The organism is Mesorhizobium sp. M0207, assembly GCF_040321995.1.
Lineage (GTDB): Bacteria > Pseudomonadota > Alphaproteobacteria > Rhizobiales > Rhizobiaceae > Mesorhizobium.
In genome coordinates, this window is record NZ_JAMYSQ010000002.1 from 49371 (window position 1) to 62058 (window position 12688).

10 protein-coding genes are annotated in these 12688 nt (G+C 65.4%); 6 read left to right on the top strand and 4 right to left on the bottom strand.

Annotation, left to right across the window (positions count from 1 at the left end; all coding sequences use genetic code 11):
* Nucleotides 1-5 precede the first annotated feature (5 nt).
* Nucleotides 6-899, bottom strand: coding sequence for a hypothetical protein (locus tag NKJ15_RS04040; protein ID WP_352814194.1), 894 nt, complete (start codon nt 897-899; stop codon nt 6-8).
* A gap of 209 nt (nt 900-1108) precedes the next feature.
* On the opposite strand from NKJ15_RS04040, the gene NKJ15_RS04045 reads away from it, so the two are divergent.
* Together NKJ15_RS04045 and NKJ15_RS04050 are read left to right on the top strand one after the other, a co-directional pair.
* Entirely contained in the window at nt 1109-2611 is a 1503-nt protein-coding gene (locus NKJ15_RS04045; RefSeq protein WP_352814195.1) for an aldehyde dehydrogenase family protein, read from the top strand.
* 4 nt (nt 2612-2615) lie between these two features.
* Complete coding sequence (locus tag NKJ15_RS04050; protein ID WP_352469649.1) at nt 2616-4205, top strand: GMC family oxidoreductase; 1590 nt, start codon at nt 2616-2618, stop codon at nt 4203-4205.
* A 10-nt stretch (nt 4206-4215) separates the two neighbouring features.
* Here the strand turns inward: NKJ15_RS04050 and NKJ15_RS04055 are convergent, their stop codons facing one another.
* From NKJ15_RS04055 to NKJ15_RS04065, 3 genes are read right to left on the bottom strand one after another with little or no spacing between them, the layout of a single operon-like run.
* The gene (locus NKJ15_RS04055; RefSeq protein WP_352814198.1) at nt 4216-5706 is read right to left on the bottom strand and encodes an aldehyde dehydrogenase; all 1491 of its coding nucleotides are present in this window, start codon (nt 5704-5706) and stop codon (nt 4216-4218) included.
* Nucleotides 5703-6896: a cytochrome P450 gene (locus NKJ15_RS04060; protein ID WP_352469647.1), complete on the bottom strand. Its 1194-nt coding sequence runs from the start codon at nt 6894-6896 to the stop codon at nt 5703-5705. Before NKJ15_RS04060 ends, NKJ15_RS04055 begins: the two co-directional genes overlap by 4 nt.
* Before the next feature lie 58 nt (nt 6897-6954).
* Complete coding sequence (locus NKJ15_RS04065; protein ID WP_352469646.1) at nt 6955-8400, bottom strand: APC family permease; 1446 nt, start codon at nt 8398-8400, stop codon at nt 6955-6957.
* A gap of 177 nt (nt 8401-8577) precedes the next feature.
* Here NKJ15_RS04065 and NKJ15_RS04070 point away from each other — a divergent pair, with 177 nt between their 5' ends.
* From NKJ15_RS04070 to NKJ15_RS04085, 4 genes are read left to right on the top strand one after another with little or no spacing between them, the layout of a single operon-like run.
* The gene (locus NKJ15_RS04070; protein WP_352685376.1) at nt 8578-9348 is read left to right on the top strand and encodes an IclR family transcriptional regulator; all 771 of its coding nucleotides are present in this window, start codon (nt 8578-8580) and stop codon (nt 9346-9348) included.
* Nucleotides 9345-10640 carry a Tm-1-like ATP-binding domain-containing protein gene (locus NKJ15_RS04075; protein ID WP_352814201.1) on the top strand — a complete coding sequence of 432 codons (1296 nt, stop codon included), beginning with the start codon at nt 9345-9347 and terminating at the stop codon, nt 10638-10640. Before NKJ15_RS04070 ends, NKJ15_RS04075 begins: the two co-directional genes overlap by 4 nt.
* Nucleotides 10637-11299 carry an HAD family hydrolase gene (locus tag NKJ15_RS04080; protein WP_352814203.1) on the top strand — a complete coding sequence of 221 codons (663 nt, stop codon included), beginning with the start codon at nt 10637-10639 and terminating at the stop codon, nt 11297-11299. Before NKJ15_RS04075 ends, NKJ15_RS04080 begins: the two co-directional genes overlap by 4 nt.
* Before the next feature lie 26 nt (nt 11300-11325).
* Nucleotides 11326-12678 carry an aminotransferase class III-fold pyridoxal phosphate-dependent enzyme gene (locus NKJ15_RS04085; RefSeq protein ID WP_352814206.1) on the top strand — a complete coding sequence of 451 codons (1353 nt, stop codon included), beginning with the start codon at nt 11326-11328 and terminating at the stop codon, nt 12676-12678.
* The last annotated feature ends 10 nt before the right edge of the window (nt 12679-12688 follow it).

The window sequence follows — 12688 nt, forward strand, 5'->3', positions numbered from 1 at the left end:
TTGGCTCAGGAAAAGCCGAGGGCGGCTCCATGCGGCGCCCATAGGATCGCCGTCAGGATGGCCAATATCGCCGGTGTGGCGATCAGCAGACCGGCAATCGGCGGCCGCAACGGCCGGACGCCGGGAACAAGGCCCCGCAGCGGACCGGGCATCAGCATGGCCACGATCAGCGGCAAGGATGAAAGCACCAGCGCGACCGGATTAGCCTTCGGCGCCAGCAGCGCGACCTGGATCTGCACGGTGGCTGCGGCGTAGATAAGCAGCAGTTCAGTGCCCTTGCTCCAGGCAACGGCGGAGCCTCCGCGCAGCACTGTGATGTACTGGACAAGACACCAGCCGCCGGCGAGCGCGGCAAGCGATCCCAGCAATTGCCCGGTGACGATCGAGGCGCCAAGCACCGAGATGATGGCGCCGGCCAGGCAAAAAGCGAGCATCGCCGCCGGCACCAGGAACGGCGCTTCGGCGGACGACGATGGCGAGGACCGCGCCGACAGCAGCATCGCGGCGCCGACGATCGCCAACAGGCCGGCGATGAGGGCGGCGACCATCTGCAGGTCGAGCGCACCGCCGGCCAGGCGGCGCCAGCCAAGCCACAGCAAGGCTACCGCAAGCGCGGCGGCGACAAGCTTGCCCGCAACGGCAGCGCTCAACAGGCGTTCGGGCAACAGGCCCACGACGATGCCGCCAAAGGCGAGATAGATCAGCTTCTGGCTGGCGGCGACCGGCGGCACCACAGGCGGCCCGAGCGTGTCCCAATAGAAGAACAAAATCAAAGCGGCCCACAGCAGAGAAAGCACTGATCCCGGCAGTGCGACCCTTGCCAACAGCGCCATCACCGTGCCGAGCGCGAGTGGCAGCGCAGCAGTGGTGACCATCGGATTGCCCAGCAACGCACTCAATCGTCGACACCTCTTTGACAACCGGGAAGCCTGCGCAAAACACGCTGCTCGATGCGACTTTGGTCTAGGCCAGTCGACTGCGGGGCGTCTTGTCCAAGCGGGAACTTTGTTTTGACTGAGCGTGCACTGGCACCATCAGCCGCTTGAAGCCAGCCGACACGCTCCATAACCCTGATGCAACGTGTTCACCAGCAATCGAGGAGGATGGCGTGAACGAGAGAACCGTGCCGCCGATCAGCACTGCTGCCGCCGCTTTCCTGGCGCGTCCGCACCGGCCCTTCATCAATGGACGCTTTGTTGACGGCTTGGCGGGAAATGGCCTCGCTGTCGATGATTCCGCCTCCGGCGAGATCGTCGCGCATGTGCCCGAGAGCGGTCCCGAACTGGTCGACCAGGCGGTGCGTGCTGCGCGTGCAGCCCTTGAAGGCCCGTGGGCCTCAATGCGGCCGGTCGACCGCCAGAACCTGATGCTGAAGCTCGCCGACGCCATCGAGGCCGATGCCGATCTCTTGGCCGAGATCGAAAGCATCGAGAACGGCAAGTCGCTAGGTGTCGCCCGCATGCTTAGCGCCGGCGGCAGCGTCGACTGGCTGCGCTATTATGCCGGGTGGGCGACCAAGATCGAGGGCTCGACCTTCCAGGTGTCCATTCCGGTGCCGCCTGGCGCCAGGCATCAAGCGATGACCATAATGGAACCGGTCGGCGTCGTCGGCGCCATCGTGCCGTGGAATTTCCCGTTGCTGATCGGCATGTGGAAGATCGCGCCGGCGCTCGCCTGCGGCTGCACCGTGGTGTTGAAGCCGCCGCAGGAGACGCCGCTCGGCCTGCTCAGGCTCGCAGAACTGATCAAGGCGTCAGGCTTCCCGCCCGGCGTCATCAACATCGTGACCGGCAGCGGCAGCGTCACCGGCGAGGCGCTGATCCGTCATCCCGGCATCGACAAATTGACCTTCACCGGTTCGACGGAAGTGGGAAAACGCGTCGGCCACGCGGCCGTCGACCATGTCGCCCGCTTCACGCTGGAGCTCGGGTCGAAATCGCCGATGATCCTGCTTGCCGACATGGAAGAGGGCATTGAGCCCCTGGTCGCCGGGCTCGGCATGTTTTTCAACCAGGGCCAGGTCTGCACCTCGGCCTCGCGGCTGCTGATCGAAAAGTCTATCTATGACCGCACGCTGACGCGGCTGGCCGAGATCGCCGATGGCATGACACTGGGCGCCGGCCGCGATGCCGAAGCCCAGATCAACCCACTGGTCTCGGCCAAGCATCGAAGGAGCGTCGAGGGCTTTGTCGAGCGCAGCCTGGCGGCCGGCGGCGAACGCGTCAGCGGCGCGCGGTCGGTACCGGCCAGGGGCCATTATGTCGCGCCGACCATCCTGCACAATATCAGGCCCGACATGGAGATCGCGCGTGAGGAGGTGTTCGGTCCGGTGGTAGCGGCGATGCCGGTCGCCGATCTCGACGAGGCGATCCATATCGCCAACGACACGCGCTATGGCCTGTCGGCCTCGATCTGGACCCGCGACATGGGCAAGGCGATGACCGCCGTCCACGGCCTCAAGGCCGGCACGGTGTGGGTCAATTCGCATAACACGCTGGACCCTGCGGCACCCTTCGGCGGCTTCAAGCAGTCCGGCATCGGCCGCGAACACGGCCGCGCGGCGATCGACGGCTATCTCGAGACCAAGACCGTCATCATGCGCTACGCCTGACGCCATGAACGCTGCGTACGACTACATCATCGCCGGCGCCGGCTCGGCCGGCTGCACGCTGGCCAACCGCTTGGTCAATACCGGCCAGCGCGTGTTGATCGTCGAAGCCGGGCCGGCCGACAATTCGCGCTTCATCGACATGCCCGCCACCTTCGCCAAGGTGATCGGCACGGCGCGCAGCTGGATCTACGAATCCGATCCCGAACCCAGCGTCGGCGGCCGCCGGCTACCGGTGCCGCAGGGCCGCACGCTGGGCGGCGGGTCGTCGATCAATGCCATGCTCTATGTCAGGGGCCAGCCGCAGGACTATGATGACTGGCGCGACCTTGGCTGTCCCGGCTGGGGCTGGGACGAGGTGCTGCCGGTGTTCAGGCGGCTGGAGCGCAACGAGCGGCTGGCCGGCGATCGCCACGGCACCACCGGACCGCTGCCCGTCTCCGATCCCCGCCATCGCCATCCGCTGTCTCTGGCCTATGTCAGGGCCGCGCAACAGGCCGGCTATCCCTTCAATGACGACTTCAACGGGGACAGGCAGGAAGGCGTCGGCTTTTACCAGACGACGACCGCGAATGGCGAAAGACAATCGGCGGCAAAGGTGTTCCTGAAGCCGTTGGCAGGCAATGCCAACCTCACCGTCGTCACCGATGCGCTTGTCACCGGCGTGACATTGGAAAACGGCGCGGCAAGCGGCCTCGCCTACACCACATCGGACGGACAGACCCATACAGCGACGGCGGAAGCCGAAGTGATCCTCACATCAGGCGCGCTGGCGACGCCGAAGCTGATGATGCTGTCGGGACTGGGGCCAGCCGAACATCTGACCGCGCTGGGCATTCCCGTCATCCGCGACATGCCCGCGGTCGGCCGCGACCTGCAGGATCACGTCGCGGCTCCCGTCTATGCGCTGACGCGCCAGCCGATCTCGCTGCTTGGTGAGGACCGTGGCCTGCGGGCGCTGCGCCACGGCCTGCAGTACCTCATGTTCCGCACCGGCCTGCTCACCTCGAATGTGGTCGAGAGCGGCGGCTTCTTCGACGCCGATGGCGATGGCCGTCCCGATATCCAGTTCCACGTCCTGCCGGTGATGATCGAGAGCGCCGAACACGGCTCGATCGAGCGGCACGGCATGGAGATCAATCCTTGTGTGCTCAGGCCGAAGTCGCGCGGCACGGTCAGGCTGCGCTCGCGCGATGCGGCCGATCCGATCCGCTTCACCACCGGCTTCCTGTCCGATCCGGACGATCTCGCCTTGCTGCTGGCCGGCATGAAGATCGCCCGCACCATCCTGCGCCAGCCGGCGCTGCAGGCCATGGTGGCGGAGGAGCTTTCGCCGGGCGCGGCCGCGGATCTTCCTGACCAGGCGATCGTCGGCCACATCCTCGAACACGCCAAGACAGTCTACCACCCATCGGGAACCTGCCGGATGGGCAATGACGACAGTGCCGTGGTCGATCCGCGGTTGCGCGTCCGCGGCGTGCCGCGCCTGCGGATCTGCGATGCCTCGGTCATGCCCAGGCTCATCAGTGGCAACACCAACGCGCCGGTGATCATGATCGCCGACCGCTGTGCCGATTTCATCCTCGGCAGCGCTTAGCGAGAAACGGTCAGCCGAGAGAAATCCAGGCCGTTTTGAGATCGGTGTATTTGTCCAGCGCATGCATCGACTTGTCGCGACCGAAGCCGGACTGCTTGACGCCGCCGAGCGGCACGGTGATGTCGGCGCCGCCATAGGTGTTGACGTGGACGACGCCGGCATTGATGTTGCGCACCATACGATGCGCCGTGGAGAGGTTGGCGGTCCACACCGCCGAGGCAAGGCCATAGACCGTCGAATTGGCAAGCCGCACCGCCTCTTCCTCGGTCTCGAAGCGCATCACGCCGAGCACCGGCCCAAACACCTCCTCGCGGGCGAGTTGCATCTCTTGCGTCACGTTCTCGAAGATCGTCGGCGCCATGTAGCTGCCGCCGGTTTCGGCCAGGATCCGTCCGCCGCCGGTGACCAGACGGGCGCCTTCAGCTGTCGCCCGTTCGACGAAGCCGAGATTCTTGTCCAGCTGCTCGGCGCTTGATACCGCACCGACGTCGCTCGTCAGATTGAGCGGATCGCCGACCTTCAGCCGCGTGGTCGCTGCGAGGAGCTCGTCCATGAAGCGGTCGTAGACCGACGCCTGGACGAGCAGGCGCGAGCCGGCAACGCAGACCTGGCCGGAATTGCGAAAAATGCCGTTGGCCGAGACGACTGCGGCCTGTTTCAGGTCCGGGGCGTCGGCAAAGACGATGTTGGGCGACTTGCCGCCGAGTTCGAGGAAGACGCGCTTCAGATTGGAACGCGCCGCATACTCAAGCAGATGCCGGCCGACCGGCCCCGAGCCGGTGAAGGCTATGGCGTCGACATCCATGTGCAGGCCGAGCGCCTCGCCGGCAACCGCGCCACGGCCGGTAACGACGTTAAACACACCGGCGGGAAGCCCGGCTTCGGCAGCGAGCTCAGCCAGCCGCAGAAGCGTCAGCGAAGCGACCTCGGGCGGCTTGACGACGATGGAATTGCCGGCAGCCAGCGCCGGCGCGATCTTCCAGGCGCCGATCATCAATGGGAAATTCCAGGGTACGATGACGCCGACAACGCCGAGCGGCTCCTTGTGGATCAGCCCGAGCACATTCTCGGCCGTCGGCGCGATCTCGCCATAGACCTTGTCGATAGCCTCCGCGTAGTAGCGGATGGTGCCCGCGGCCGATAACGGCTCGGCCTTGTAGGCCATGCCGATCTCGGTGCCGTTGTCGCGGACGCCAAGCACCGCCAGTTCATCGACATGCTTTTCGACCAGCTCGGCTAACTTCGTCAGAATCTTCTTGCGGAAGGCGGGGGCGGCGCGCGACCACGAGCCCTTCTCAAACGCCTTGCGCGCCGACGCCACGGCGCGATCGACATCGACGGCGTTGCCGTCGGCGATGCTGGCGAACGGGCGGCCATCGATCGGCGAGATCACGGGCAGCGTGGCGCCACTTGCACCTGCGGTCTGCGCACCATCGATGAAGAGGTTTCGCACGCCGACCTCGGCCTTGCGCAGCATATCGATGGTGTTCTGGTTGATCATTGGGTACCGGCTCCGAAGGCGACATGCAGGGTGGTTGGCGCGCGAAATTCCCAGCCCCGGAACACCGGTTCCTTGCCTGGCACCAGCCGCAGATCCGGAAACCGTTCCAGCAGAAGCCTTACCGCGAGGCACATCTGCTCGCGCGCAAAAAACCGACCCGAACAGAAGTGATGGCCAAAGCCGAAGGCAGCGTGGTTGCCTTCATCACGAAGGATGTCGAAACGGTCGGGATCGGAGAACCGGATTTCGTCGCGGCTGGCCGAGGAGACGAGCGCGGCGACTGGCGCGCCCGCCGGGATGGTCACGCCGCCGAGCTCGACCGCGCGCGTCGTCTGGCGCGTCTGCGTGCCGATCGGCGCGACCCATCGCAGACCCTCGTCGACCGCCTTCGGCACCAAGGTTTCCAGATCGTCCAGCACCTGCCGCATCTGCTCGGGATGCGAAAGCAGGCCGGCAAGTATGGAGCCGGCGCCATGGCCGGGCTCCTGCATGCCACCGAGCAGGATGACCTTGATGCTCGGCATCACGAAGTCGATGGCGCGGGTCGCACCCTGCGGCATGCCGTCATGCAGTATGTGCGACAGGGCGGAGTCGTCAGGCGCGTGGACAAGCCTCTCCAGCGTCGGCAGGATGGCGGCGCCAACCTCGGCGCTGATCGCATCGGCGATTTCCTGGCGCTTCGGATCGTTCTCGAAATTGATGGCGCCCTGGGCAAGGCCATAGAACCAGCGCCGCAAGGTCGGCATGTCGATGTCGGCCAGCCCGAGCGAGCGCGCCAGGCTGAGCGTCGACACCGGCTCGAAATACTCGGCCATCAGTTCCGCCGCACCCTGCTCGGCGATCCGGTCGAGATAGGGTCCGGCGATCGAGCGCACGAGATCCCCGGCATAGGAAGCGACGGTGCGCGGCCGGTATTTCGGGTCGACGCCCTGGCGCAGATCCTTGTGGACGTCTCCGTCGGTGGTCAGGATGGTCGGCTTGCCGAAGGAGCGTTCGACCGGGGATGTCCCGACAACCGCGGAGAAGATGTCGGGCGACTTCGCGACCGTTTCGACATCCTTCCAGCGGGTGACGAACCAGAGGTTGACCGCCGGCACGAAAGCGACCGGCGCGTTGCGCCTCAGTTCAGCATAGATCGGATACGGATCGGCTTCCAGCGCCTCAACGGTGATGCTCTCGGCAAAGCTCAACGCCGCTACTCCCCTAGGGTGAAGAAGGGGGCGGCGTCATGCGCCGCCCCTCTTGATCTCAGTCCTTCAAAGGCTGTCCAAGCTCGGCGAAGGCCACCGGATCCCGGCTCTTCAACGCGCTCGCCAGCACAAGGCCAACCACGGCCGCGATCAGCACCAGCGCCGGCAGGAACACGCCGAGGAACCCGCCAGCACCGGACAGGCCGCCGAAATTGATGACGATCAGGTAGATGATGATGACGAAGGCGATGAAGGTCAGCCCCGGCAGGATTGTGGTCTTCACCGCGTTCTCCTGACTGGACGGGTTGGCACGGAAGAACATCACGACGGCGAGCGAGGCCACCGCCATCATCACGATGACGCCGAGAGTGGCAACGTTGGTCAGCCACGAAAACAGCGCCAGCACCGGGTCAAGGCCAAGCACGGCGAAGAGCCCGACGACGACAGCGGCAAGCACGCTCTGGATGACCGAGGCGACATGCGGGCTCTGGTGCGTCGAATGGGTCACGCCGATGGTCCGCGGCAGGAGCTTCTCGCGGCCGGAAACATAGATGTAGCGGGCGACCGCATTGTGGAACGCCAGTACGCCGGCAAACAGGCTCGACACGAACAGGATGCTCATGGCGTGCGAGAGCATCGTTCCGGCGTAGCGGTCGGACAGGCCGAACAGGAACGTGGTCGGATCCTGAAGCCCCTGCAGCGCCGGCAGCAGCTTGTCAACGCCGGCACCGACCGCCATCAGCCATGCGGTGACCATGTAGAAGACGCCGATCAGGATGACGGAGAAATATGTCGCCCGCGGAATGGTGACCTTGGGGTCGCGCGCCTCCTCGGCATAGATCGTCGTTGCCTCGAAGCCGATGAACGCGGCAAAGCAGAACAGGATGGCGATCGCCGGCGCGCCGCTGGTGATCTGGCTCCAACTGAACGGCGCCGCTGACAGTCCACTATCGCCTCCGGTCTTGACGATCGCCATGTCGAGGATCAGCACCACGACGTATTCGGCAAGCACCAGAACGGTCAGGATCTTGGCCGACAGGTCGACCTGCCTGTAGCCGAGCACGGCGACGATGGCGATGGCGACGAAACTCCACGCCCACCAGGGCAAGTTGATGCCCCAGCCGGCGAACAGCCCGGCGGTCGCGGCACCGAGAAGGCCCATGACGCCGATCTGCATGGCATTGTAGGACAGGATTGCGATCAGCGCCGTGGCGCCGCCGGCGAGACCGCCGAGCCCGCGCGCCGCATACGCATAGAAGGCGCCTGCATTGCCGACATGGCGCGACATGGCGACATAGCCGACCGCGAACAACAGCAGCAGCAGCGTCACGATCAGATAGGTGCCGGCAAAGCCCGCGCCATTGCCCATCAGCATGCCGAGCGGCGTGCCGCCAGCCACAGCCGTCAGAGGCGCCGCTGCCGAGATCACCATGAAGGTGATGGCGCCAACGCCAAGGCTGTTCTTCCTCAGCCGGTTCGCTTCGCCGGCTTCAATTGTCGTCATCTTTCCCTCCAATTCCGCGCTGCGGAAGCCAAGTGTCCCTGAAATGTCGAGGCCCTGTTTCGGGCCGCCTTGTCGTTTCATTATTTGCAACGACATTTCGAATATAGACTTGCAAAGGAACCGGCTTCCTGTCAAGTTAATTCGCACGTTAAGTATCGGATGGAGGATCAGATACGCATGGGTACGGTGAGCAAGGCCATCACGCTGCTGGAAATGCTCGGTCGCGGCGAGCCCGAGACGGCGTTGGCTGACCTCGCCCGGCGCGCCGGCCATGACAAGGCAACAACGCGCCGGCTGCTGGTCTCCCTGATAGCGCATGGGCTGGTCGAGCAGGATGAAGCCACGCGTCTTTACCGGCTGGGCGCCGGTGTCGCGCGGCTGGCGCTGATGCGCGAAGCCCAGTTCCCCTTCCTGCGCATGGCGGTGCCGGTGGTCGAGGCGCTGGCGGCGGAAACCGATGAGACGGTGCACCTGTCGGAATATTCGAAGCGCGGCCTGATCACAGTCCATGTCGTCGAATCGACCAGGGCCAATCGCGTCAGCGTGCAACTCGGCGAGGTGCTGCCGATGCATGCGACGGCTTCTGGCATTGCGTTCCTGGCGTTCACGGAAGAGCGTATCCGAGACGCTGTTCTGGCCGGACCGCTGCCGGCCTTCACGCCCCACACAATAGGCGACGCGAAAACACTTGCCGAGCATGTCGCCGCCGCCCGCGCGCGCGGGCACTCGACCGGCTCGCAAGGCTTCGAGGAGGGCGTGCTCAGCGTCGCGGCGCCGATCCTCGGCGCCGACGGTTTTGCCATTGGCATCATCGCCGTCGCGGCGCCTAAGGTGCGGGTCCAGAAGGGCGAGATCGAGCGCTATGGCGCCAGTGTGGCGGCGGCTGCGCGCGTTATCAGCGAGCGGCTTTTCGGACGGCAGGGCCAGCCGGGCCTCAAGCGAGCATGACAACAAATACCCCTGCAAGGAGATTGACTGTGGAGGAGACACGCCGAATCCTGGTTATAGGCACCGGTGACACCAAGGCCGACGAATTGCTCTTCATGCGCGAGCGCATCGAGGCGGTCGGCGGTGTCGCCGTGATGATGGATGTGAGCGTGCTCGGCGATCCGCCCTACCAGCCGGCGCATGACAAGCATGCGGTGGCTCAAGCTGCCGACACGACCATCGAGGCGATCATCGCCAGCGGCGACGAGAATTCGGCGATGACGCTGATGGCGCTCGGCGCCTCGCGGCTTGCCCGCGCACTCTGCGACAAGGGCGAAATCCACGGTTTCATCGCGCTCGGTGGCTCGATGGGCACCGACCTTGCGCTTGACGTCGCGCTGGCGCTGCCGCTCGGCGTGCCGAAATTCGTCATCTCGACCATTGCCTATTCACATCTGCTGCCACCAGAACGGATCGCCACAGACCTGATGATGATCCTGTGGGCGGGCGGTCTCTATGGCCTCAACAGTGCCTGCAAGGCGGTGCTGTCGCAGGCCTGCGGAGCGGTGGTGGGTGCCGCGCGCGCCGTCGTTAAGCCGGACGCGACGCGGCCCAGGATAGGCATGAGTTCGCTGGGAAAAAGCTGCCTGCACTATATGGTGACGCTGAAGCCGGAGCTGGAGAAGCGCGGCTATGAAGTCATCGTCTTCCACACCACCGGCATGGGCGGCCGGGCGCTTGAGGCGATCGCCGCGCAACGCGGCTTCGTCGCGGTGATGGATTTCAGCCTTCAGGAACTCGCCAACCAGCTGACCGGCTCGGTGGTGAATTCGGGCTCCGACCGGCTGGAAAGTGCTGGTCGGCAAGGCATCCCTCAGATCGTGGCACCTGGCGCCGTCGACATGGTGGATTTTCCGACCTGGCAAGCAGTGCCTGCCCGTTTCTTCGAACGGCCGTACCATGCGCACAACCGCCTGCTCGCCTCGGTGACATCAGACGGCGAAACCCGCAAGGAGATCGCGCGCGCCATCGGCGAGAAGCTCGCCGCCGCAACCGGGCCGACCGCCTTCATCCTGCCGGCAGGCGGCATCCAGCAATGGGACCAGGAGGGCGAGCCGCTGCACGAACCGGAGGCGCTGTCGGCCTTTGTCGAGGAGATGCGCTCGAGCGTGCCCGGCAATGCCGAGTTGCACGAGATATCAGGGCACATCAACGACGCCGCCTTCAGCGCCAAGGCACTGGAGATCTTCGACCGCTGGGTCGCCGAAGGCATTGTGCCGCTGGGCGCGCCGGAAGGAACTCAAGCTGCATGAGCGGGCCATCGCCAAAGGCGCTGGTGCTTGATTTCGGCGGCGTCGTCACCCGCACGCTGTTCGAAACGCACGCGTTGACCGAACGCGCATTGGACTTGACGCCCGGCATGCTCGGCTGGCGCGGGCCGTTCGATCCGGCATCCGACCCGCTGTGGTGTTCCATGCAAGCCGACGAGATCAGCGAGCGCGACTACTGGAAGACGCGCACGCGTGAAGTCGGCCGTCTCGTCGGCGAGGACTGGGACGACATGTCGACTTTCGTGCAGCGGGCGCGCGGCGCCGACCCGCAAGCGGTGGTGCGGCCAGAGGCGGAACGAGCGATCCGTGCGGCGCATGAAGCTGGCATCCGGCTCGCCATCCTCTCCAACGAGCTCGACTTGTTCTACGGCAACAGCTTTCGCGAGCGCCTGCCGCTGCTGTCGCTGTTCGAGACCATCATCGACGCCACCTACACGCACATCCTGAAACCCGATCCGCGCGCTTATGCGATGGTGAGCGAAGCACTGCACTTGCCGCCCGCGGCTTGCGTCTTCGTCGACGACCAGAAGCGTAACGTCGACGGCGCGGTCGCCGCCGGCATGCTGGCCGTGCATTTCGACGTCGCCCAACCGGGGCAAGGCTATGCAGCGGCGCTCGGCCATTTCGGCGTTGCGGCCTAAGAATTCAAGAAACGGAGTTCCCACCGATGCGCGACATCAACTTCCTCACCGAGAACAACGCCAAGCCGATCTGGCATCCGATGGCGCATCCGGCCGAGATGCGCGCGACGCCGCCAAAGATCATCATGAAGGGCGAAGGCGTCTCGGTCACCGATGCCGAAGGCCGCACCGTCCTCGATGCAGTCGGGGGCCTGTGGAACGTCAACCTCGGCTACAGCTGCGATCCGATCAAGAAGGCGATCGCAGCACAACTCGACGCCCTGCCCTATTATTCCGGCTTTCGCGGCACCTCGACCGGACCGTCGATCGAGCTTGCCTATGAGCTGTGCGACTGGTTCGCTCCCGAGGGCATGGTACGGACCTTCTTCACCTCCGGCGGCTCGGACTCGGTCGAGACGGCACTGCGGCTGTCGCGGCAATACTGGAAGATCAGGGGCCAGGGCGACCGGACGAAGTTCCTGGCGCTGAAGAAGGGCTATCACGGAACGCATTTCGGCGGCGCCTCGGTCAACGGCAATGCCAATTTCCGGCGCAACTACGAGCCGCTTTTGCCCGGCGTCTTCCACACACCGGCGCCATGGACCTACCGCAATCCGTTCGACGAGACCGATCCGGCGAAGCTGGCGAAACTCTGCGCGCGGGCGATCGAAGACGAGATCGCCTTCCAGGGCGCCGACACCATCGCCGCCTTCATCATGGAGCCGGTGCTCGGCGCCGGCGGTGTGATCGTTCCGCATGAGAGCTTCATGCCGATGGTGCGGGCGATCTGCGACCGTCACGACATCCTGCTCGTCGCCGACGAGGTGGTGACCGGTTTCGGTCGCACCGGCGCCTGGTCGGGCTCGCGGCTCTCCGGAGTGAAGCCGGATTTCATGAGCATCGCCAAGGCGATCACCTCGGGCTACTTCCCGCTCGGCGCCACGCTGATCAGCGCCAAGGTTGCCGACGTCTTCGAGGCCGACAAGACCAGCTTCGGCTCGATCGGGCACGGCTACACCTATTCCGGCCATCCGGTCGGCTGCGCGGCGGGGCTGGCCACACTCGCCGAGACCAAGCGGCTTGCCGTCAACGAGAATGCGGCGGCGCGCGGTGTCGAGCTCGGCAAGGCGCTGGAGGCGCTGAGGGCGAAGCACGCTCTGGTCGGCGATGTGCGCTACCAAGGGCTGATGGCGGCGCTCGAACTGGTTTCCGACCGTGCCGCCAAGAAGCCGGCCGACAAGAAGACGATGAATGCCGCCGCAGAGGCCGCCTACAAGGCCGGCGTCATGCTGCGCGTCTCCGGCAACACCATCATCCTGTCGCCGCCGCTGGTGATCTCGTCCGCCGATGTGGCAAAGATCGCCGAGGCTCTCGACGCCGGACTGACGGCAGCCGCCTGAGCGACGGTGA

Coding starts and splice junctions, on each gene's coding strand:
- NKJ15_RS04050 (WP_352469649.1), top strand. CDS start 2,616: ATGAACGCTGCGTACGACTACATCATCGCCGGCGCCGGCTCGGCCGGC.
- NKJ15_RS04055 (WP_352814198.1), bottom strand. CDS start 5,706: ATGATCAACCAGAACACCATCGATATGCTGCGCAAGGCCGAGGTCGGC.
- NKJ15_RS04065 (WP_352469646.1), bottom strand. CDS start 8,400: ATGACGACAATTGAAGCCGGCGAAGCGAACCGGCTGAGGAAGAACAGC.
- NKJ15_RS04070 (WP_352685376.1), top strand. CDS start 8,578: ATGGGTACGGTGAGCAAGGCCATCACGCTGCTGGAAATGCTCGGTCGC.
- NKJ15_RS04075 (WP_352814201.1), top strand. CDS start 9,345: ATGACAACAAATACCCCTGCAAGGAGATTGACTGTGGAGGAGACACGC.
- NKJ15_RS04080 (WP_352814203.1), top strand. CDS start 10,637: ATGAGCGGGCCATCGCCAAAGGCGCTGGTGCTTGATTTCGGCGGCGTC.
- NKJ15_RS04085 (WP_352814206.1), top strand. CDS start 11,326: ATGCGCGACATCAACTTCCTCACCGAGAACAACGCCAAGCCGATCTGG.